24 protein-coding genes and 1 pseudogene are annotated in these 21,439 nt (G+C 33.7%); all 25 read right to left on the bottom strand.

Annotation, left to right across the window (positions count from 1 at the left end; all coding sequences use genetic code 11):
• Positions 1-50: 50 nt before the first annotated feature.
• Complete coding sequence (locus GXZ93_03730; GenBank protein HHT78890.1) at positions 51-641, bottom strand: NUDIX hydrolase; 591 nt, start codon at positions 639-641, stop codon at positions 51-53.
• Positions 642-645: 4 nt separating this feature from the next.
• On the bottom strand, positions 646-1,779 hold the full coding sequence (locus GXZ93_03725) for a M20/M25/M40 family metallo-hydrolase (protein ID HHT78889.1): 1,134 nt from the start codon (positions 1,777-1,779) through the stop codon (positions 646-648).
• On the bottom strand, positions 1,780-2,493 hold the full coding sequence (locus GXZ93_03720) for a DUF1461 domain-containing protein (GenBank protein ID HHT78888.1): 714 nt from the start codon (positions 2,491-2,493) through the stop codon (positions 1,780-1,782). It abuts the gene before it with no gap.
• A 30-nt stretch (positions 2,494-2,523) separates the two neighbouring features.
• Positions 2,524-2,714, bottom strand: a pseudogene (locus tag GXZ93_03715) (hypothetical protein).
• The gene (gene recN / locus GXZ93_03710) at positions 2,711-4,456 is read right to left on the bottom strand and encodes a DNA repair protein RecN (GenBank protein ID HHT78887.1); all 1,746 of its coding nucleotides are present in this window, start codon (positions 4,454-4,456) and stop codon (positions 2,711-2,713) included. The pseudogene GXZ93_03715 and the gene recN overlap by 4 nt, the downstream one beginning before the upstream one ends.
• A gap of 56 nt (positions 4,457-4,512) precedes the next feature.
• The gene (locus tag GXZ93_03705) at positions 4,513-5,382 is read right to left on the bottom strand and encodes an NAD(+)/NADH kinase (GenBank protein HHT78886.1); all 870 of its coding nucleotides are present in this window, start codon (positions 5,380-5,382) and stop codon (positions 4,513-4,515) included.
• Between the two features lie 17 nt (positions 5,383-5,399).
• A complete protein-coding gene (locus GXZ93_03700; protein ID HHT78885.1) occupies positions 5,400-6,242 on the bottom strand; it encodes a TlyA family RNA methyltransferase in 843 nt (280 codons plus the stop codon).
• A 49-nt stretch (positions 6,243-6,291) separates the two neighbouring features.
• Positions 6,292-7,248 (bottom strand): L,D-transpeptidase, encoded by a 957-nt coding sequence (locus GXZ93_03695; GenBank protein HHT78884.1) that lies wholly within the window; start codon positions 7,246-7,248, stop codon positions 6,292-6,294.
• Between the two features lie 67 nt (positions 7,249-7,315).
• Complete coding sequence (locus tag GXZ93_03690; protein ID HHT78883.1) at positions 7,316-8,593, bottom strand: hypothetical protein; 1,278 nt, start codon at positions 8,591-8,593, stop codon at positions 7,316-7,318.
• A 13-nt stretch (positions 8,594-8,606) separates the two neighbouring features.
• Positions 8,607-9,044, bottom strand: coding sequence for a transcription antitermination factor NusB (gene nusB, locus GXZ93_03685; GenBank protein HHT78882.1), 438 nt, complete (start codon positions 9,042-9,044; stop codon positions 8,607-8,609).
• A gap of 3 nt (positions 9,045-9,047) precedes the next feature.
• Entirely contained in the window at positions 9,048-9,602 is a 555-nt protein-coding gene (gene efp, locus GXZ93_03680) for an elongation factor P (GenBank protein ID HHT78881.1), read from the bottom strand.
• A gap of 89 nt (positions 9,603-9,691) precedes the next feature.
• On the bottom strand, positions 9,692-10,813 hold the full coding sequence (locus GXZ93_03675; protein HHT78880.1) for an aminopeptidase P family protein: 1,122 nt from the start codon (positions 10,811-10,813) through the stop codon (positions 9,692-9,694).
• A 99-nt stretch (positions 10,814-10,912) separates the two neighbouring features.
• Entirely contained in the window at positions 10,913-12,274 is a 1,362-nt protein-coding gene (locus tag GXZ93_03670; GenBank protein ID HHT78879.1) for a hypothetical protein, read from the bottom strand.
• A gap of 9 nt (positions 12,275-12,283) precedes the next feature.
• Positions 12,284-12,856, bottom strand: coding sequence for a prepilin-type N-terminal cleavage/methylation domain-containing protein (locus tag GXZ93_03665; protein HHT78878.1), 573 nt, complete (start codon positions 12,854-12,856; stop codon positions 12,284-12,286).
• Positions 12,837-13,553 (bottom strand): type II secretion system protein, encoded by a 717-nt coding sequence (locus GXZ93_03660; GenBank protein ID HHT78877.1) that lies wholly within the window; start codon positions 13,551-13,553, stop codon positions 12,837-12,839. Before GXZ93_03660 ends, GXZ93_03665 begins: the two co-directional genes overlap by 20 nt.
• 1 nt (position 13,554) lies before the next feature.
• Positions 13,555-13,986, bottom strand: a complete 432-nt coding sequence (locus tag GXZ93_03655; protein ID HHT78876.1) for a 3-dehydroquinate dehydratase — start codon at positions 13,984-13,986, stop codon at positions 13,555-13,557.
• A gap of 51 nt (positions 13,987-14,037) precedes the next feature.
• The gene (aroB, locus tag GXZ93_03650; GenBank protein HHT78875.1) at positions 14,038-15,162 is read right to left on the bottom strand and encodes a 3-dehydroquinate synthase; all 1,125 of its coding nucleotides are present in this window, start codon (positions 15,160-15,162) and stop codon (positions 14,038-14,040) included.
• 9 nt (positions 15,163-15,171) lie between these two features.
• A complete protein-coding gene (locus tag GXZ93_03645; protein ID HHT78874.1) occupies positions 15,172-15,693 on the bottom strand; it encodes a shikimate kinase in 522 nt (173 codons plus the stop codon).
• Between the two features lie 39 nt (positions 15,694-15,732).
• Complete coding sequence (gene aroC, locus GXZ93_03640) at positions 15,733-16,905, bottom strand: chorismate synthase (protein HHT78873.1); 1,173 nt, start codon at positions 16,903-16,905, stop codon at positions 15,733-15,735.
• A 15-nt stretch (positions 16,906-16,920) separates the two neighbouring features.
• Positions 16,921-17,418: a hypothetical protein gene (locus GXZ93_03635; protein ID HHT78872.1), complete on the bottom strand. Its 498-nt coding sequence runs from the start codon at positions 17,416-17,418 to the stop codon at positions 16,921-16,923.
• Positions 17,419-17,432: 14 nt separating this feature from the next.
• A complete protein-coding gene (gene pilO / locus GXZ93_03630) occupies positions 17,433-18,023 on the bottom strand; it encodes a type 4a pilus biogenesis protein PilO (GenBank protein HHT78871.1) in 591 nt (196 codons plus the stop codon).
• Positions 18,024-18,038: 15 nt separating this feature from the next.
• A complete protein-coding gene (locus GXZ93_03625; protein HHT78870.1) occupies positions 18,039-18,716 on the bottom strand; it encodes a PilN domain-containing protein in 678 nt (225 codons plus the stop codon).
• A complete protein-coding gene (locus tag GXZ93_03620; protein ID HHT78869.1) occupies positions 18,713-19,876 on the bottom strand; it encodes a pilus assembly protein PilM in 1,164 nt (387 codons plus the stop codon). The genes GXZ93_03625 and GXZ93_03620 overlap by 4 nt, the downstream gene beginning before the upstream one ends.
• A 13-nt stretch (positions 19,877-19,889) precedes the next feature.
• The gene (locus GXZ93_03615; GenBank protein ID HHT78868.1) at positions 19,890-20,651 is read right to left on the bottom strand and encodes a prepilin peptidase; all 762 of its coding nucleotides are present in this window, start codon (positions 20,649-20,651) and stop codon (positions 19,890-19,892) included.
• Positions 20,652-20,963: 312 nt separating this feature from the next.
• Positions 20,964-21,332 carry a prepilin-type N-terminal cleavage/methylation domain-containing protein gene (locus GXZ93_03610; GenBank protein ID HHT78867.1) on the bottom strand — a complete coding sequence of 123 codons (369 nt, stop codon included), beginning with the start codon at positions 21,330-21,332 and terminating at the stop codon, positions 20,964-20,966.
• Positions 21,333-21,439: the final 107 nt, after the last annotated feature.

Raw genomic sequence — 21,439 nt, 5'->3', positions numbered from 1 at the left:
TGATTGTCAGGTTCTTTTGGATTATTCATTTCTGCAAAAATCAATCCTCCTTAATTAGCAATGTTTTTATCGGAAGCTTTGCCAATATAATCTTTTGCCATTAAAATGCCGATAATGCTTTTTGCATCTTTAATTGTACCATCATAAATCCATGAAATGCATTTGCTCAAAGGTGCTTTTATTATTTGCAGAAATTCATCTTCATCAGGATTGTTCTTGGTATTTCTGAAATCCACAGCCATAAACAAATGAAGAAGCTCATTTGAAAATCCGGGTGTTGTCAGAAAAGAAGAGAGATGTATGAGCCTGCCGCCCGTAGCCCCTACTTCTTCATGCAGTTCTCTTTTTGCGCACTTTTCAGGAAGTTCGTTTTTATCAAGTTTTCCTGCAGGAATTTCGATCAGGATCTCTTCGATGGGATATCTGTACTGCCTTATTAAAATTACTTCATTTTTTTCATTTATCGGTACAACCGCAACTGCTCCCGGATGACAGACTTTTTCCCGTGTGGCTTTTTTATTATTAGGAAGCAGAATTTCATCAAAAGCGACTTTTATTATCTTACCGTCAAAAACAACTTTTGAACTTATTTTTTTTTCAATTAATTTTTCGTCATTATTTAATTCAGTGTCGTAATTCAAAACATTACCTTTCTTCGTAAGTGCATATTTCTATTATCAGCTCCGCCAATTTTTTTAATTCTTCAAATGATATATATTCTTCGGTTGAATGGCAGTTTTCAAAACCCGAAGTAAGATTAACCGCAATTTTATTTTTCGAGTTAAAATTATTTGTATCACTCCCTCCTCCGGTCGGCCTTAATTTTGGTTTTCTGCCTATTTTTTCTATTGCATTTCTGGCAATCCTCACAGCTATATTATTTTCTTCGATTTCATAACCGTCATATTCCCGCAGGACACTGTATTCCAGCTTTGCCTTATATTCGCATGAAGATTTATGAAAGTTGTCAATTATCCGGCTTGTCAGATTTTCCAGTTTTTTTTCATTCATGCTCCTGGTTTCAATATTCACTATTGTCGTTTCAGGGACAACATTAGTCTCCGTCCCCCCTTCTATCCTGCCGATATTACAGGTTGTTTCATCATCTATCCTGCCTGAATCTGTATTGGAAATAGCGAAAGCAGCAGCTTTTATGGAGTTAATTCCTTTTTCAGGACTGACTCCTGCGTGGGAAGCCTTTCCTGTAATTTTCAAATCTATTCTGTTATGAAAAGGAGCTTTGTTTATAATAGTGCCGACATTTCCATCTGCATCAAATACAAATCCTATATCTGCTTCAATATCGTCCATATTGATAAACTTTGAGCCAAGCAGTGCAGTTTCTTCTCCTACAGTAAGTATTATATAAATAATGCCGGTCTGTAATTCATGCTCATTTATAACTCTCATTGCTTCAATGATTGCAGCAATGGCAGCTTTATCATCAGCACCAAGTATGGTTTTATTGTTTCTGTTTTTTATTATCAAATCCTCAGTAATAAAAGGAACTATCTCGCCTTCAACTGAGACTGTATCCATATGAGCTCCAAGAAATATGGGAGAATTATTTTTTATAAATTTTGGAATGAACCTGGCAATCAGGTTCCCTGTCTGACCGCCAAATTTTTTTCCGGCGTCATCAATAGTGACAGTCATTCCCAATTTTTTAAATTGTTCTTCAAGATAGACGGATAATGCCTTTTCTTTTTTTGTCGGGCTTTTTATTGACAGTATTTTAAAAAATTCATTCAACAATCTTTTTTCATTTATTTTATACATTTATTTTAAAGAAACCCTTTCATTCCTGCCTGACTTTATTCTGTAAATAATATAAAAAATTATTCCTGTCAGCAATAATATGACAGATATAATCATTGCGGTCACCAGTATTTTAATAAAAAAATCATAAAAAAAATTTAAAGGCAATAGAGTTATCAGAAGTGAGCCTTCCGGGAAAGCCCAGTTGCCCTGAGGAAAAAACAGATGATGGAACCTTTCAAAGATGAAAATGAAATTGCTGCTGAAAAAATATAATAATAAAATTAACAGAATTACAATACATGAAGAACCGATAAAAATATTTGAAATATTTTTTAAATAAGATAAAACACTTTTCTGAATGATAAGAAAAGCAAAAATAAGAAATAAAACTATACAGGCATAAAGAGTAATTAAAAATTTCTGTATAAGAATCCGTACATCGTAAAGATGACTGATCTCATCGGATGTAAAGAATGAATATGATGATTTTAATCTGAATTCATCAATATTGCTGCCGTATCTCAGCAAACTTATAATCCCGGCTGTGAGCTTTATGGCATCATCCTTATCTATTTCGCCGAAAACATCATTTTTTTCATATAAATTCATATATGTTCCGGAGTTGTATATATATGCCCTTAAAGGGATGAGGAAAATAATAATCACAAGCAAAACGGCGCATAATACAGCAAGCGCTTTTACCAAAGGTTTATTTTTTATTATTTCAAACATTTAAAATATTATGTCTTAATTGAATACAAATTATTTCATACGGCTTTCAGCGCTATGCAGGTCTGTTTTTTTTATTGCCGCTTCTATAAGGCTTCTGAATAGCGGATGCAGTTTATCAGGCCTTGATTTGAATTCAGGACGGAACTGCACTCCTGCAAACCATGGATGAGCCTTTATTTCAATAATTTCAACAAATCTTCATATACTCCTGAAACGATCATACCTTTATTTCTTCTTTTATCAGCTTGCTCTGACTTATCAGTTCATTTGCATGCATTACTGACACATCGCTTTGTTTTGCACCGCTCATCATTCTGGATATTTCCAGAATCCGATCTTCCTCATTAAGTGCATTGATCTTAATTTTCGTTTTACCTTTATGGATATACTTTTCTATGAATAGATGGTTATCGGCAAAACTTGCTATCTGGGGAAGATGTGTTATACAGATGACCTGTTTCAAAACCGAAATTTTGTAAAGTTTTTCTCCCACTACAAGAGCTGTCTGTCCTCCGATGCCGGAGTCAATTTCATCAAATATCATTGTCTGAATATTATCAGCTTTTCCGATAATGCTTTTAAGAGAAAGCATTATTCTTGATATCTCTCCTCCGGAAGCTATTTTTGTAAGACTTTTTAACTCTTCACCGGGGTTAAGAGATATTAAAAATTCACATCTGTTAATTCCTTCGGAAGTAAATCTGATTCTTCGGTTGCCATAATCTGCATCCCCTCCTTCCGTATTTGAAATTTCAGACTTAAATCTTACGGATTTAAAATTAAGATCAAGCATCTCTTTTATAATATTTTTTTCAAAATCCAGGGATATTTTTTTACGGGAATTTTCCAGCTTTACTGCTTCGTTTATAAGTTTATTTTTTTTATCTTCGAGATCTTTTGTTCTCTCCCTGATTATGTCATCTATTTCTTCAATGGTATCTGTCTGTTCTTTCAATTTTTCCCTATATTCAATCAGTTCCGGGACATCCATATTATATTTTCTTTTTATTTCATTGATTAAAAATATTCTTTCCTGTATATCTTCAAGTTTTTTTGGACTGAACTCCAGATTTTGCATGAAAGAGTTCAGGTAATTATTCAATTCTTCAGCTATTATGCCGTATTCTTCAATACCGGGTAAAAATCTTGAAATGTTTTTGTCTATTTTTTCAAATTCCTTAAGTATTTTAAGAAGTTTTGAATTGTTGAAAATCAGTGAAAAATAATTATTTTCGTTTCCGCTTAAGATTGACAGGCATTCAGAGGAATACTGATATATCTTTTCATAATTCTTTAAAATATTTTTTTCATTTTCAAGTTCTTCATGCTCTCCCGGTTTTAATTTTAAACTATCAATTTCATTCAGCTTTAATCTTAGCTCATAAAGAAAATCATCTTTTTGTTTTTGTTTTTGTAATGCATCTTCAAGCAAGAGCTTTGAATCAATGTAGTTTTTATAAGCCTCCCCATAAGACTTCCGTAATTCAGATATTTCTGATCCGCCAATTTCGTCAATTATTTTCAAATGATTTTTTTGTTCAAGAAGATACTGATGTTCATGCTGACCATGTATATCTATGAGGAGCCTGCCAAGGTTTTTAAGAATACTTACCTGGCTGAAACTGCCATTTATAAATACCCTGTTCCGGCCGTTCCTGTTTAATTCTCTTGTAATTTCCAGGTCTTCTGCTTCATCAATATTTTTAATAAGTCCTTCATTCAGCATGAAATCAGTAATATTTGTATTGTCCCTGAAATCAAAAAAGCCCTGCACCAGCAGATTTTCCTGACGATCCCTAATCAAATCGGTATTGGCTCTCTCTCCGATAAGAAGATTTATCGCTTCAATTATCAGTGTTTTTCCGGCACCGGTCTCACCTGAAAGAATATTGAAGCCATCGGTGAATTTAATATTGACATCATCAATGATAGCAAAATTTTTTACATATATCTCTTTTAACATTTAATCAAGTATGCCTGGATGAAAATAATACAATAAATTCAGTAAAATTGATTATTCTAGTCCTTTTTTACAAGTTTTTCTTTAAAAATTTTGAAAAATATATTCTTATTAAAAGTAATCAGGTTTACCTTGTGTCTGTATTTCTCAACTTTAAATATATCCTGATCCATTATTTTTACATCGCTTTTTCTTCCATCCGTATTCAGGCTGACTTCTGTTGTCTTTGAGTTTATCTGTATTTCAATCTGGTTATCCGGACTTAATACAAGACTTCTGCTAAATAAAGTGTGCGGACAAATCGGGGTAATTATGATTGATTCATTCTTGGGTTCAACTACCGGCCCGCCTGCAGATAAGGAATAGGCTGTGGAACCGGTAGGCGTTGAAATTATCACTCCGTCCGCCCCATAACTTAAAATAGGTATTCCGTTTATTATTATGTTTATCCGAATTATCTTTTCAAGCAGCGCCTTCGTTATTACAAAATCATTCAGGGCAAGGTAAGGGGAATTTTCACTATCTACAACTTTTCTGCTTCTTAAAAGGTTTCCCGATATAAGCATTCTCTGTTCGATTTCAAAATTATTATTTATTATTTTCTCAAGAGAATCATACATGTCCGAAATATTTATTTCAGCAAGAAAGCCGAGATTTCCGACATTTACGCCCATGACAGGCTTACCGGTTTCAAAGACATGTCTTGCTGCTCTCAAAAAAGTCCCGTCTCCGCCAACTGAAATAAGACAGTCGATCTTTTTTTCAAATTCATCTTTTTCAACTGAAAAGAGAAGATGTTTTTCTGCAAGAGCATCGTTTTTTAAAAGGAGGACATTAACATTTTTTGATACAAGATAATCATAAATATCTTTGGCTATATCAAGTGCTTTTGCATTATCATTGTTTGAAATTATTCCAATATTATCCATTTTATATTTTAAAGCTTTTAAGTTAGTTCAGAATGTGCATCATCTATAATATTTTCTACTGTTTCAAATATTCTACCATAATTGATTTTATTTTTTTTGTAATTATCATTTATATTTTTTTTTGCATAAACCCAGAATTCAATGTTTCCCTTTGCCCCTTTTATTGGAGAAAAAGTGACTCCTTTTAATTCCACACTGTAATTGTCCATTATATAAAGAATAAGCTCATTCAATATATCCAGATGGACTTTCCTGTCTGAAATAATACCTTTTTTGCCTACAAGTTCTTTTCTTGCCTCAAACTGGGGTTTTACAAGCAACAGAAATTCACCTGTGTCTGACAGCAGATCGAAAATATTACCGAAAACATTTCTGATTGATATAAAAGATAAATCTACTGCTGCAAGATCAGGAATTATTGGAAGCTCCGATCTTTTAAGATCTTTTATATTTGTTCTTTCAAATAAAAAAATATTCGGATTCTTTCTGAGCTTCCAATCAAACTGACCGTAGTTTACATCAACAGCGATTGCAGATACAGCTCCGTTTTGAAGAAGATAATCGGTAAAACCGCCGGTTGATGAACCAATATCAATGATTGTTTTACCATGCAGGGAAATTTTAAAATTTTCAACAGCTTTTTTTAATTTTAAAGCTCCCCTTGAAACAAACTCTCTTGTACCTCTTATTTCTATTTCAGAAACTTTAAGCAGCAACTGACCTGTATTTTTTACAGGTTCATTATTATAAAAGATTTTCCCGCCTATTATCAAAGCTTCCGCTTCATGCCTGTCTTTGGCTATTCCTCTTTCAATAAGCAAATCAACAGCTCTTGCTTTTTCTTTCTGAATATCTTTCAATATAGATACAAAGGGTTTTTAATTATAAATGATAAATGAATAAGTAAAATTATCTGACTTCCATGGTAATCCCGGTAGGAAGATTTTCATAAAACCATTTTGCATCCTCCATGCCAAACCTTACGCATCCATGGCTTGAAGCTTTTCCCAGATTATCAAATTCTTCCTTTATTATATTACCCTGATCATCAAAAGGAATACTGTGAAACAAGTATGAGTTAAAAAACCTTACAAAATAGTATGCTCCTACATCATATTTGGGAAGCCATGAGTAAAAAATCTTATCGCCGGTTTTAAATGTGCCCACAGGTGTTGGAGTTTCGGGAGCACCGGTAGAGCAAATCATTTCCCGGATTAAGTTGTCTTTATAATATACTCTGGTTTTCTGCTCCTCCAATGATACCTGAATGTAATAAAATACGGGATTATCCTCATCCTTAGATATTATGGTATTTCCATAATCTATTTTTGCTTCCATCCAGTTCAGTGTGACCACTGCGCTGGATGTTCCTATTTCATTACATGCAATAATCTTTAAATGATATGTTTCCCCCGGCATAAGATTTATCTGTGCCGTACCAAAACCCCATGCGCCGAGACTGTCATCTTTTGAAAATGTGAGATTAGCTTTTGGATGCGCTAGGACTTTTGCATGAACACGATAATACACCAGGGATCCGTCCTCAAGAGCTACGGGTCCTTCCAGGATTTGGACATTTAATCTTGGAAAAGTTCGCAAAGGACTCTGAACGGGTTTTTCAAAAACAATATTTTCGCTGGTTTGCTCCTGTTCGGAATTATTCTTAATTCCGGAGACATCTTCCACATTTTTATCATCAGCTACCCGGATTTCTCTTTTGGAATTATCTGAATTTTCTGTATCAGATAGATAAATATCTTTTTGCTTATCTGCACCAGATACTTGATTCTTATTTTTAAAGCATGCAATATTGAAAACAGACAGCAATACCAGAAACAGAACTGCAATTATGTGAACTTTTTTCATTTAAAATCCTCATTCAAAAATTATTTCAGACTATATTTCAGACTATATTTCAGACTTTATTTTCTATTCAGACTTCATCAATAATACTATTTAATTTTTCCCTGTAATATTTAAATTCACTCCACCCTACTTCAGGCGGGATAAGATGGTCTCCGAAAGGTATAAATCCTCCCTGCTTAAGCAGCCATGCAACCGGTTCCAATATTTCATCTATTTTTTTGGTTCCGTATTGTATATCTAATTTAGGGATTCCGCCCATTAAAAGAAAATCCGGATATCTCTTCCTGAGAGAAATCACATCCATTCCTGCGCTTACCTCCATTGGATACATTCCTGTAACTCCTGATTCAATAAACATCGGAACCAGCTCATTGCAATCCCCATCAGTATCTACCAGAAAAGTTTTTATTTTTTTACTTTTAAGGAAACCGGAAATTTTTTTATAATAAGGTAGAACAAATTCTCTTATAATGGCCGGGGACAGCATTGAACCCGTTCCCGAAGAAATATCTTCCCAAAGGTTACACAGATCAACGTCAGTATATGACAAAACTTCCTCCCAGAGAGCAATCCATATATCGGTCAGTCTTTCAAGTATATCTTTAATCAGGTCTGGTTTATCATAATAAAACATAAACAGATTTTCATATCCGACAAGATGTGTCAGAGTTCCAAAAATACCACACGGATATCCTCCAAGAGCAAGAGGAAAATCCCTGTTCTTATATTTATCAGCAATTTCTTTCCAGTTTGAAGGCAGCCTGTCTTTGATATTATCCATACTCATTCTTTCGGATTTAAGCTTGCTCCATGTTTCCCAGTCTTTTATGGGCCAGTCCAGTCCTGAGGGTATTACCTGCTGTGCCTTTGAAAACCTTCTCTTACACCCGTCCAAATCAATATAATCTATATATTTTTCATCTTCATCGACAACTACCGGTGTAAACTGCGGATAAAACAAATGTTCGGCACATACCACATTCTGCTGGTTATCCATATCGAAATAATCCTTGACGTCGTAATCAAGTGCAAATCCCTGCGAAGGGAAATAAATTCCCCCGCCAAGTACCGCAAAACCATCAGGAAGCTCGAGTATTTTTTCCGGTTCATTATAAACAGCTTCATGAATTGTTTTATCTCCTGTGAGAAAATGCTTCCATACAGTAGTATATAAAGATGAAGTGGAGTTAATTATGCTAACTGGTACTTTGGGGTAATTTTTTAAAGGAAGCCCTTCTTTATACCATCTTTTTATAGCTGAACCCCAGTATCCGAATTCCCATTTTACCGTAGGGATTTTTTTATTAAAATTAACAAATTCAATGAATTTTTCCCTGGAATTCATTGCTCCTCCTTGCTTAGTTATTTACATCCGGAACTAAATCTGCTTTTATTTTATTAATATCGGTAAGTATCTTTCCGAGTATTCCATTCACAAATTTGGGAGTATCTTCCTTCTGTCCAAGCAGCTTGGCTATTTCAATAGCTTCATCAACTGAAACCTTTAAAGGAATATCTTTTTCAAAAAACATTTCATATATTGCCATTCTGATAATATTCCTGTCTATTATGGATATTCTTTCAATCGTCCAGTTTTCCACTACTTTTTTTATTATATCATCTATAAGCTGTCTGTGCTTTTCCACACCGATTATCAGCTTTATGGTAAAAGCATCCAGATTTTTTTTAAAAATCATCTCTGTATGTATTATTTTATTAATATCTTTTTTCAAAAGATCGCTTTGATATAATGCTATGACTGCTTTTATTCTTGATCTTCTTCTTGATGTTGCCATATATTATACTCTTGTTATATATTCCCCTGTTCTTGTGTCAATTCTGATTGTATCACCGTTCTTAATAAAAAGCGGAGCATTGACTTTCGCTCCGGTGATTATCTCTACAGGTTTGAATGTATTGCTTACAGTGTCGCCTTTTATCCCTGGTTCAGTATTTATAACCTCTGCTTCAATAAAGGTCGGTAATTCTACTGAAATCGGATTACCTTTATAAAATATCATTGTAATTTCCATATTTTCAATGAGATACTGCTTTTTATCACCTATGTGACTTTCATCAATTGAAAGCTGCTCGTAAGTCTCATTGTCCATAAAATTATAATGATCATCTTTGTAAAGAAACTGCATTTTTTTTGTCTCAAGTATAGCCTGTTCTATTTTTTCACCAGCTCTGAATGTCTTTTCAAAAATAGTGTTGTTAATAAGATTTTTTAATTTCGTTCTAACAAATGCGCCACCTTTTCCGGGTTTTACATGCTGGAAATAAATGATCTCAAGAAGATCGCCTTCATATTCAATAGTCATTCCGTTTTTAAAATCATTGCTGCTTATCATTTTTTATCTTACTCCAGGTTTTTCAATATTATTAATATTTTTAAGAAGAGTTCCTATTCTGTAAAAACAGGTATTTATTTTGCCTGGTTTTAGCCTATAATTACCAGCTCCTTTGAATCTCCATAAAGTCTTTCACATTTATTTTTTTTAACTATTACCATATCTTCAATTCTTACGCCTCCGAAACCAGGGATATAAATCCCGGGCTCTATGGTAACTACCATGGATTCTTTCAGTATCTGATTGTTTTCCCGGTTTATGAACGGTGGTTCATGCACGCTTAGCCCGACACCGTGCCCAAGGGAGTGATCAAAATTTGCATCATAACCCTGTCCTGCAATAAAATCCCTTGCAATTTTATCAAGCTCTGATGCAGCAATTCCTTCCCTGCAGGCAGAAAGAGCCGAAAGCTGAGCTTCTTTTACTATCTGATAAATCTCCAGGAATCTTTTTTTATTTTTGCTGTCAGCAATTTCTTCTATCAAAAAAGTCCTGGTTATATCAGAGCAGTAATTCTGCAGAATTGCTCCGAAATCCATAAGAATTATTCCATTTTTTATTTTATGCCTGCCTGAAACATGATGAGGTTTTGAAGAGTTTTTGTTATTGGCAATTATGAAATCAAAGGATTTTGAAGAAGTTCCTTTTTTTATCAGGAATCCTTCCATCCTGAATGCCAGTTCCGCTTCCGTCATTTCTTTTAATTTGCCGGGATTTATGCTTTTTACAAAATCAATGCATTCTTCTGTCAGTCTGCAGTTTTCTCTCATTATTTTTATCTCTGTGTCATCCTTGATTTCTCTCATGTCTTTAAGAGGATAGTCTATAGTTTTTATAGCAATATTTATTTCCGATAGTTTTTTTTCGATATTTAAAAAATCAGCATGTGTAATTGAGCCTGATTCCAGGGTTATTTCTTTTATTTTTTCTTTTTTTAAGATACCAAATAAAGCTTCATTTTTTCTGTTATCCATTATTAATTCAGTATCTGCATGATTGACAGATTCTGAAGCAGCTTCGTGATAAATAAAATTTACAAAAAGATATACTTTCTCATCTGTTACAAGTAGATTTGAAGAAGAGTCTTTCCCGTAAAACCCGGTCAGGTAATAAATGTTTTTCTCATTAAAGACCAGCAAATTTTTATGATCATCCAAAAAAGATTTTCTTAGAGCTTCAATTCTTTTTAAAAATATTTCTTTGTTTTTCATTTTTGTTTAATTTGTTTTTCTGTTTTCAATGATAAAGACTGATGAAAAAATATAATACATGATTAATTCTAAAAAATTAAGTAAAGTTTCTAAAAAATGTTATTGCTGAGCCAGGGGCAGTTCCTGCCAGTATTTGTTGAAAATAATAAAATTTGTCTTTGGGACATTTAAAGGAAGAGAGTGGGATATATTATTTTCATAATATATTTTTGTATTCCTGCTCAGTATTATTTCATTTCCTATAAGCAGACCTCTGATATATTCATTATTTTCAGTAATGATCTTGTTTCCTGCTATAGCCGCACAGGCAGCATTGGGATTTTCATAACTGGTGCTTGAAAAAGTCCCTGTTAAAAAGCTGATATCTTTTAAAGCTGTCAGCACAAGGAGATCATTGTCCGGGAAAAAACCCGGTGAAATATTTGACGGTACTATTCTTGCATAATCAATTATATTGTTTTTTGAGATAAGGTTTCCTTTTCCTTCGTAAATAATATTTTGCTTGGTATTTTTGCTTCCGAATACAATATTTCCATTAACAAGTATATTTCCTGATATTTTCAGTTTGTTGTTTTCAATCCTTATATAATTATTTGCATCCTGATTGGCCGGAACAGGATTTATGGATGTAGCAGTAATGGTCAGATTACCATCAACAGTTGCAGCCCCATGAGAAACTATCTCTTCAAAATAATTATCATCAATAATCAGGTTATCAATATCAATTAATTCATCGCTGAAATTTCTTATATATATATTTTCTGCCTGGTAATTATCTGTTAAGTTGATGACCCTGCCTGATCCATCTCTTGCTTCTCCCCCCAGGAAAAGATCCAGAGGTTCTGCTGAAGTTCCTATCTGGGAATTTCCCCCGACTATAATATCTCCGCCAACTATCAGGGGACCGCCATAAAAACCTGCTGATCCCCCCAGATTAAGACGGCCCTGTGTGAAAAAAGGACCGTAAACCCCGCTTTTTGAGGGAATTATATCTCCTGTATTTACTGAATTAAATGAAAAAACAAAATCATACATATCTGCCAGCGAAATACTTACTTTTACAAGTCTTTCAGTTCCTGTTGCATCAATACCTTTCGAAATTATGTCGTAGCTGGACATATTATAGGAATTTTCATCAGAAGGATTGAATGTGTAGCTTATTTCATAAGTTCCTATCACTTCTGCATTATTAATGATCTCACCGGTGAAAGGGCTTTGAGGCAGCCCCTCTGTCTCTCCATGGCTATATTTGATTATTTCCAGAAAGAAGTTTGATATTCCTGCTTCGGCAAAGTTCAGGGCTTTTAATTTTTTTTCATCCTGTTTTATAAAATTAATATCCTTTATGAGAAAAGATGCAAGAACAGTTACGGAAAGCAGTATTACTATACCGATTATCAGCACAAGAATTGCGATGTTTCCGCTTTTTTTGATAATTCTATTTTTTATAAACACTTTCATTAGTATATTTTACCTGTTCCTAAGATATACGCTTGATGACATATATATATTCTTGCCGGCAAGCTCCGGTTCATCATTAAGCAGAAATTCAATTTTGAGAATTTTAAAAACATTTAAGCTGTCTTCATCAAGGGGCAGGTCTAAAGGATCGGAATCAGCCTGATGATAATAAGAAAATATATCATCGTTTACAAGAGAATCCAAAAATATCCTTGCACCTGTCCCGTCTTCCTCTCTGAACAGAATATAGTTGTTTCCTGATATTTCCGTATGATAAGAAATCTCTTCAAATTCATCGTCCCGGTCAATATTTGAAAGAAATCTTATATCATTATTTTCAGCATTAATCACAGAGACACATTCCCTTATCTCTTTTTCCATAATATACAGCACAGTTCTGGCATCTTTCTGAGATTTCGCCCTGCCCAATATATCCTCCTGGGATCTCACAGTATTAAGATACAGAACTGATGCAATCGACGCAATAATCATTATAATAAATATTACAATAAGAAGTTCTATAAGACTGAACCCTTTTTGAGATAAAAATTTTTTAAAATATCTATTTTGTCGCAACTTCATTGCTTTCAGCGCTTTCCGTTCCGTCCGAATATATTATTGTTACATAATATGAATAATTCCTGCTATTTCCCGGCCGATCTTCATATGTTCTTAAAATAGTATTTGCAATTAATACGGAGTTTCTGTATATATTATAGGAGTTTATGGCCAAATCCGGATTATAGGGATCTTCCCATTCAAGCACGATTCTCCTATTGTTGCCGGAACCGGTATCAGAGACTATTTCCAGATTCTGCGGCGGCAAATAACTATGGGAGACAGTAGTAGTGGTTGTTGTCCCGGGGACTCCTTCAGTTATGACGGTAAGCGGCGCAATTTCAGTGACAACTTCAAAGCTGTCTGCCATGGGCTCCTTATAAACAGAAACTGTTACTTGTTTTATCCTGCTGTCTTCATTTACATAAGTTATATTATATTCTATCAGATAATCATCCTGGGAATATTTCTGTCTTCCAAGCACTCCCCGGGGATCGCCATCCGAAAATCCTATGTCATTAAAAGACATGGATTTTATTTTCTCGATCTCTTCATTGGCGATTGTTACAGCTCTTGTTTTTACTTTGTTAATATTAAAAGCAATAACAGCCATTCTGATGCCCTGCACAAGCATAAGTGCAAAAATTGAAAGAAGAATAACCGAAATAAGTGCTTCTATCAGTGTAAAACCATTTTTTTGCTTTATTCTGTTTTTTAACATCTTACAGGCCAATTACATATAATAATGCCAGTTTATAACTTTCCAGCCCGAATCCGCTAATAACAGCTTTTACAGCAGGTGAGATAACAGATTTCCCTCTCCATTCTTCCCTGCTGAATATATTGGAGATATGTGCTTCCACAATATCTATGCTAACTGCCTTAATTGCGTCATGAATGGCATAGCTGTAATGAGTCAGGGCACCGGGATTAATAATAATACATTTGGTATTTCCTTCACACTCATGTATTTTATCAATTATCGCCCCCTCATGGTTGGACTGGAAATATTCGATATTATAATTATTTTTGACTGCAATAGGAACAAGAACATCATTTAAAAAATCCTCAAATCTTATATTCCCGTATTTGTCCTGTTCTCTTTTGCCGGTCAGATTCAGATTCGGTCCGTTTATTATTGTAATTTTTTTCATTTCAAAATCCTTCGGATAATGATTTAAAATATTGATTAATATTTTAAATCATTAAGTATTTTTAATTATACTCTTTTTTATAACTGCTTCATCTATACCATTAATAACAATAGCGTCATTAATTTTTTTAAGAATAATGAATTTTGTTCTTCCTTCAGTTATCTTTTTGTCAAAATGTATTGCTTTTACAATAGCGTCTGCATTTTCTGAACTTATTCTAACAGGTAGTTTAAGCAATTTATAGAGATTCAACAATTCTTTTTTATGTGAATCTTTCATAAAGCCTAATGATATTGATATGTCAACCGAGCACAATATTCCAAGTGAAACCGCCTGGCCATGGCTGATATTTTTAAAGCCCAGTACTTTTTCTATGGCATGCCCTATTGTGTGGCCGAAGTTAAGATAATTTCTTATTCCTGTGTCAAATTCATCTTTTTCTACAATATCTGATTTTATTTTTGAACACTTAAATATGATTTCATCAAACTTTTCATCAGTAATCATATTTTTCAGTCGCTCTTCCGATTCCGGGTTTTCATTTAGTATCTCCTTTATCGATTCAATTATTTTATAATCAAATACAAGTCCGTATTTTATAATTTCACCGAGACCGTTTATAAGTTCTTTTTCCTCAAGAGTATTTAGCAGGTCAGGGTCACATATAATAAGGTGAGGCTGATAAAAGCATCCTATAATATTTTTTACACCTCTAAAATTTATTGCTGCTTTCCCGCCAATACTGCTGTCGACCTGGGAAATGATTGTTGTGGGATAGTGAACAAGCTCAAGACCTCTGTTAAATGTAGCTGCTGCAAAACCGGCTGTGTCTCCTATTACCCCGCCGCCAAAAGCTATTACGACATCATCTCTGTGGGCATGATTTTTCATAAAGAAATCATATATTTTTGACAGAGTTGAATTGGATTTGTATTCTTCCCCGTCCGGCAAAACAAGGGTCTTTATATTGCAGCTTTTTTCTATCTTTTTTATAATTTTTTTCCCATGGATATCAAATACTTTATTATTGGTAATAAAAAATATTTTGCGGCTTCCCGGAAATAATTCTACCAATATGCCTTCAACATCATCGGAAATCCCTCTGCCTATAAGCATCTTGTAACTTCTGCTTGCAGTTGAAACACTGATTTTTCTTCTTTTCTGTTTGTCTGCCATACTCTGCTTTTATTTATTGATAATTTTTCTCAATATCTCGTCTGCGAAATAGCCGGGCTCTTTCCGGCTTACATCTAACCGGACATCAGAGTTTTCCATATAGGTTTTTAATCGCTTGTCTATAAGATTGTTTATTTCTGACCTTAAATCTGATACTTTATTTAACAATGGTCTGTCAGTAGAATTTTTAAGTCTTTCATATGCTGTATCAGGGTCAATGTTCAAAAAAATTACAATACTGTTTTTCCTGATTATTTCTATGTTCTCAGGAGTCTCAAAAATCCCTCCGCCGCATGCAAAAACACAGTTGGTATTATTTCTATATAATTTTTCTGCAGTCTTTCTTTCTATATCTCTGAAATAATTTTCGCCGAAATTTTCAAATAACTGACTTATTTTCTTTCCGGAAACATATTCAATTATTTTATCAATATCTACAAAAAGAAATCCTGTTCTTTCAGCGAGTATCTTGCCGATAGTCGTCTTGCCTGAACCCATAAAACCAATAAGTGAAATATTTTTTGCAATCATAGTCGCAAGAAATGAAAGTTTTTTAAAAAAATAAGGTTATTAAATGTTTTTTATATATCTAATATAATTTTTGTAATTTTCGACTATTTCCAGAATATTGTCTCTTCCGAATTTATCCTGTACTGCATTCATCACGGCAATTGCGGACATTGCCTCACCAATTACTGAAGCTGAGGGGACAGCACATATATCAGATCTTTCCTTAATGCTTGTCTGTCGGCTTTTGTTTCTTATATTGACTGTTTTAAGTCCCTGAAGCGTGGTAGGTATGGGCTTTAAAAATATTTTTAAAATAATATCTTCTCCATTAGACATTCCGCCTTCAATACCGCCAGCATTATTTGTAGCTCTGTAAAATTTTTTATTTTCATTATAAAAAATTTCATCATGAACCCCGGTTCCCCATGAAGCGGATGCTTTTATACCGTTTCCTATTTCAAGTGCTTTTACTGAAGGTATGCTCATGAGATAGTAAGAAAGCAATGCATCCAGTCTTTTATTCCACTGTATATAGGAACCGATTCCGCAGGGTATATTTTTTATGCGTATTATAAAACTTCCGCCAAGAGTATCTCCGGATTCAGATGCCTTGTCTATTTCATCCTTCATTTCCCGTGCAGTCTTTTCATCAGGGCATCTTAAATCTGACTCTTCAGCTCTGTTAAAATAATCATCATCAGGATTTTTTTCAAATTCTTCTTTCAAAGCCACTCTGCCTATTTGGCTTACAAAGCTTTTTACTTCTATATCCAGGTATTTTAAAAACTGTTTTGAAAAAGAGCCGATGACCACACGCATTGCTGTTTCTCTTGCACTGCTTCTTTCAATAACATTTCTTATATCATTGAACCTGTATTTGATTGAACCGGTAAGATCCGCATGTCCCGGTCTTGGATTTTCAACCAAATCTACTTTTTTTTCAGATTTATCACAATAAGAAAAAGGAGCCATGATATCAGTCCAGTTTTCCCAGTCTTTATTGCTGACCATAAAAGAAATAGGAGAGCCCAGAGTAAAATTATTTCTGATTCCTGACAGTATCTCTACTTCATCTTTTTCTATTTTCATTCTGCTGCCTCTTCCATAACCTTTCTGGCGTCGAAGAAGCTCATTGTCTATCAGTTCCTTATGTATAGATATGCCTGATGGGTAGTCATTTATGATGCCGCACAGAGCCTTTCCATGCGATTCGCCCGCTGTTAAAAATTCCATGATTTTTTCTTTTGTTTAATCATAATATATCTCATTCATGTAAATAGTGATGAGTTCATCACCTTTCAAAAGAACTATTGAGTCCTCATTGATCGCCTGCACCTGATATATTTTTGCAAACTGATCTCCCGATTTAAGTTTGTAAGTTGAAGAATTTACAGCAATCTCTGCATATAAATTCTCATTATCGCTGTAAATTTTTTCAAGTGTAAGCTGGTTCCGGAAAGATTGCTCATCCTTGGATTTCATATAAAAAGGCATGAATGGATTTCTTACCTCCTCTGTGAATTTTATTTCATCAGATGATTCAATTTTCTCATTAATATCTTCTTTTAATAATTCCTGATTATTGAAATCATCAGTATTGATATCCTCAATTTTAATTTTTGTTTTTAAATCCGACTCAATTACCGAAGAATCAAAAAAAGAAAAATATGTGCATCCTGCAAGACCTGCTGTAAACACAAATAAAATCAAAATAAATATAATCTTAAAAATGTTTTTTAGTACCATTATTTTACCTGTCATCACCGGTTATCAGAATAATCCGTTTTATCATAAAAAGTTTTAAAATTTATCAAAGCAGACAAATCAAAAACATCTTCATCGGTGCTTTCATCATTAAATACCCCGGCAAGATTCAGTGAAATATTTTCTACTTTTATTAATCTTGGCATTATCTCTATTGTATTTAAAAAAGTCAGAACCTGATAATATGAACCATTCACAGCTATGCTTACATTTATTATCCCGATTTTATTTTTTTCATTGCTTTTAGTCTTGGTTTCATTTATCTCTTTAAAATCAATCCCCCGAATCTTTATACCTGAATATTTGCCTATTTCATATATCTGGTCGGTAAGAACTGTTATGCCGTCACTTAATGGAACCTCTGTCTTATATTTTTCAAATAAGGCATTTAGCAAAAAATAATCGGATCTTAAGAGAAGAAGATCGTTTATCTCCTTTTCCAGCATGGTTTTCTCGCGGCTTTTTTCATCAATTTCCTTTAAAATCCTCCTGCTTTCCTTACTGGCAGGCAAAAACCATAAAAACAAAACCGCTGTTATTGCCAGCACTATTACTATAATTAATGTAGTTTTATAAATTGTTTTCATTCTTTAATCCGTTATTTACATTTCATCCAAATCCGGCTCAGCGGTACTGCCGGAAGAAGGTTTTTTACTTATTTCGACATCTTTTAAAAATTCACTCAGATTCCAGTAAACTTCAACTTTAAAATATAATAGCTTAAGATTATCCACATCCGATTCCCTTATGGATACTATCCAGGGATCTGAAATATCTGCAATTTCCTTTATGCCAAGTATAAGTCTGGAAATTTCCACATAATCATTTGCATAACCCTCTATATTAAATGCAAGTAATTTTCCTTTTGGGACATTACCGCCGTTTTTTACCATTTCAATTGAAGAATAAAGGTTATCACATCTGCCGCTGAAATTCAGTATGTATACCTTATCCGGCAGATTCCTTGATAAATCATAAAGTTTTTTTGACCATTTTATTGTTTTATCGCTTAACGATTGGTTTAAGGAAGACTTATATGTGACATCTTCTTCAAAGTCCTTATAAAACAGCAATTTATCCCTGTATATGTTCAGATCAAAATTTGTTTTTTCAATTATTTCAAGCTTTCCGGCCAGTTCTTTTTTTGAGTTTCCGGATAGCCAGGAAAGACCGGAAATTATAATCAGAAGAATTATCAGTATTATCAGAAAGAAATTAAAAAGAAAGTGACCTTTCTTTTTCTGTTTTTCTACTTTTGGAAGAAGATTGATATCCTTCAATTCTTCAACCCCCTTAAAGCAAGTCCGCAGCTCAGTATTATTGAATTGGTAATTTTAGATTTATCAATACCTTTGAAAAGAAAGCTTCTTTTTAATGTATCCGGCAGAAATCCGGCTGCAAGATCGATTCTTTTAAGATCATATTTAAGATTTTTTGACATATATTTTTCCATATTTTTCAGGTTTTCACCGCAAAACACTATTTCTTCAACAGTGAAACTCCTGTTTTCCTGTAAAAAATGCTCGATCGACCTGGAAATTTCATTTATTAACTGATTGGCTGATATCTTGATGCTGTCTTTTATCAGTATGTTTTTTTCATCTGTTTCTTCAAATTCTTCTTTCTTTGCTTCCCCGCTATCGGTGCTATCGGCAACTTCACTGTTTTCGGAAACTGTTCCGGCTTTTTTTGATGAATCCTTCGACAATAATAATTCCATATCAAAATCATCAAGTATTCTGGCAGCTTCTTCCGGGGAAATTGATATTTTTTTAGACAGATTTTCATTAAATACAGATAAGGACGAATTAATAAACCTGGGATATCTCAGTTCTTCTTTATTCACGAATTCAATTATTGAGACATCATTGCCAAAGTAAACTATGCAATCCGAACTGTTCTCATCTTCTTTGTGTCTGTTTTTAAAATCAAAATACCGGTCGGCCAGCCTGAAAAGAGAAAAGCAGTTTGCTTCTATTGCATTGATCTTCAGTCCCGCTGATTTTAAAACAGCTACTATGTTTTCTATCATGCTTTTCATTACTCCAACTATCATTACGACAGAAGAATTATCTTTTTTTTCAATGACGTAATAGTCATAAATAAGATTTTCCTTAGGTATCGGGACAAACTCCTCAATCTGATATCTTATGGCATTATCTATTTCTTTTTCATCAATCAGAGGAATTACAATTTCTTTTAAAACTATTTTTGTATCCGAAATTCCCACATTGACTGTTTTATTACCGAGCTTATAATTTTTCCACAGTTCTTTAATGCCATTGACAAAGACAACTGAATCTATAATCTCACTTGCTTCAACCGCATGTCTCTCTATCTCTATACAGCCACAGTTTTTCAAAAAAAGATTACTGCCTTTTTTTGAAAAAACCGATGCACTTATTTTGTTTGAACTAATATCAAGGCCAACTTCATACATATTTTTTCTTTTATTAAATTAATGATAAATACCAATTAATAATTTTATCACCATAAAAAAGAGCTGCAATACAACCAAAGGATATAAAGGGTCCGAAAGCTATGCTCTGCCTGAATTTTTTCTTTTTAAAAACAATAAGGGATATGCCTATTATTGAACCGGCAAGAAATCCTATAAAAAGTCCCGGAATTATTTTTTCGGATAAGAATGCTCCTGCCATCATACTGAGTTTTACATCCCCCATCCCCATGCCCTTGGGATATATCAGATTTATTATAAACATAAAAAGAAAAGCGCCGACTGTGTAAGCAAGCGGTATCCACCATCCCCGCCAATCTGAAGAAATATTTATTACCAAACTTATTGCTAAACCTATCAATGTAAAAGGCAATACTATCACGTTCGGGATAAGCTGCAGCTCCATATCTATAAAAGAAACTATTATTAAGGCAATACTTAATAAAATCCCTGAAAGACATGCCGGGCTTATGCCAAAATAATGAAAGTTTAAGGCGAAAAGGACTGCTGATACAGTTTCTACAATAGGATATCTTGCAGGTATTTTAATTTTACAATTCCTGCATTTTCCCTTTAGGATAAGGAATGAAAGCAAAGGTATATTATCATAAAATTTTATTCCTGCTTTGCAATTGGGGCAAAAAGAAAACGGGGCAACAATTGATATTTTTCTAGGGAGCCTGTAAATGACAACATTTAAGAAACTTCCCAGAACAAATCCGGCTGTTATAAAAATTATATACAGTATTGCCTTCATTTTCCCCTTGGCTACATTAATACAATGACTTTTTATTACAATATAAAGTAAATATTATATCTATGCTTCATATAGGGAAATAGATATTTGCATTTTTGTATAATAACATACATGTTTTAACTAGTCAAAAATATTGTATCAGGAATAAGATTATACCCGAATATATTAATAAAAAAACAGGGGATGTCCCCTGTTTTTTTATTTTAAGAAAAGCGCTTTAAGATTTATTAACCTCCGGCAGTTGTTGTGGCTCCTCTTACATTTGTATTGAATTTTCCAAAACCTGTCTGCTGTCCATTCGAGAAGACTATATCATATGGTTTCCTCTCCTTCGTCGACTCCGTCACTTGTCAACGTATAAGTATCGTCGCTTCCTTCATAAGTATAAGCCCTTCCCCACATATCAGTAGTCGGCACATTGTCCATGTAGCCTCCATCTTCCAAATCTTCAGACCAGCTCGCTGTTGCAGGATATGATTCTGTATCAGCATGATACAGTTCAAGTGCAGTTGCAATATTTGCCATTTCCGTTTCAGTACCTGCTTCCCTTGCTCTGTCTCTCATTGTCAGGTATGTGGGAACTGCAATAGCGGCAAGCACAGCCAGAATAATGATGACAATCAGCAACTCAATAAGGGTAAAACCCTTATTTTGCCTAACTCTTCCCAATAACTTATTCACGACCTTCCTCCTTACTCAATAAATTAATCATTTTAAGCATAATCTTAATTATTAATTATTATTTTACAATAATTTCTATATAAATATCAATAACTTTTTTAATTAAT

The organism is Actinomycetota bacterium (assembly GCA_012837825.1).
GTDB lineage: Bacteria > Actinomycetota > Humimicrobiia > Humimicrobiales > Humimicrobiaceae > Humimicrobium.
This window is presented reverse-complemented; position numbering and strand designations above follow the sequence as displayed.

Excerpts from the sequence above, each read along its gene's own strand:
- GXZ93_03725 (HHT78889.1), bottom strand. The coding sequence starts at position 1,779 with ATGTATAAAATAAATGAAAAAAGATTGTTGAATGAATTTTTTAAAATA.
- GXZ93_03720 (HHT78888.1), bottom strand. The coding sequence starts at position 2,493 with ATGTTTGAAATAATAAAAAATAAACCTTTGGTAAAAGCGCTTGCTGTA.
- recN (HHT78887.1), bottom strand. The coding sequence starts at position 4,456 with ATGTTAAAAGAGATATATGTAAAAAATTTTGCTATCATTGATGATGTC.
- GXZ93_03705 (HHT78886.1), bottom strand. The coding sequence starts at position 5,382 with ATGGATAATATTGGAATAATTTCAAACAATGATAATGCAAAAGCACTT.
- GXZ93_03695 (HHT78884.1), bottom strand. The coding sequence starts at position 7,248 with ATGAAAAAAGTTCACATAATTGCAGTTCTGTTTCTGGTATTGCTGTCT.
- GXZ93_03690 (HHT78883.1), bottom strand. The coding sequence starts at position 8,593 with ATGAATTCCAGGGAAAAATTCATTGAATTTGTTAATTTTAATAAAAAA.
- nusB (HHT78882.1), bottom strand. The coding sequence starts at position 9,044 with ATGGCAACATCAAGAAGAAGATCAAGAATAAAAGCAGTCATAGCATTA.
- efp (HHT78881.1), bottom strand. The coding sequence starts at position 9,602 with ATGATAAGCAGCAATGATTTTAAAAACGGAATGACTATTGAATATGAA.
- GXZ93_03675 (HHT78880.1), bottom strand. The coding sequence starts at position 10,813 with ATGAAAAACAAAGAAATATTTTTAAAAAGAATTGAAGCTCTAAGAAAA.
- GXZ93_03670 (HHT78879.1), bottom strand. The coding sequence starts at position 12,274 with ATGAAAGTGTTTATAAAAAATAGAATTATCAAAAAAAGCGGAAACATC.
- GXZ93_03665 (HHT78878.1), bottom strand. The coding sequence starts at position 12,856 with ATGAAGTTGCGACAAAATAGATATTTTAAAAAATTTTTATCTCAAAAA.
- GXZ93_03660 (HHT78877.1), bottom strand. The coding sequence starts at position 13,553 with ATGTTAAAAAACAGAATAAAGCAAAAAAATGGTTTTACACTGATAGAA.
- GXZ93_03655 (HHT78876.1), bottom strand. The coding sequence starts at position 13,986 with ATGAAAAAAATTACAATAATAAACGGACCGAATCTGAATCTGACCGGC.
- aroB (HHT78875.1), bottom strand. The coding sequence starts at position 15,162 with ATGGCAGACAAACAGAAAAGAAGAAAAATCAGTGTTTCAACTGCAAGC.
- GXZ93_03645 (HHT78874.1), bottom strand. The coding sequence starts at position 15,693 with ATGATTGCAAAAAATATTTCACTTATTGGTTTTATGGGTTCAGGCAAG.
- aroC (HHT78873.1), bottom strand. The coding sequence starts at position 16,905 with ATGGAATTTTTAACAGCGGGCGAATCGCATGGAAAGGCTCTGTGCGGC.
- GXZ93_03635 (HHT78872.1), bottom strand. The coding sequence starts at position 17,418 with ATGGTACTAAAAAACATTTTTAAGATTATATTTATTTTGATTTTATTT.
- pilO (HHT78871.1), bottom strand. The coding sequence starts at position 18,023 with ATGAAAACAATTTATAAAACTACATTAATTATAGTAATAGTGCTGGCA.
- GXZ93_03620 (HHT78869.1), bottom strand. The coding sequence starts at position 19,876 with ATGTATGAAGTTGGCCTTGATATTAGTTCAAACAAAATAAGTGCATCG.
- GXZ93_03615 (HHT78868.1), bottom strand. The coding sequence starts at position 20,651 with ATGAAGGCAATACTGTATATAATTTTTATAACAGCCGGATTTGTTCTG.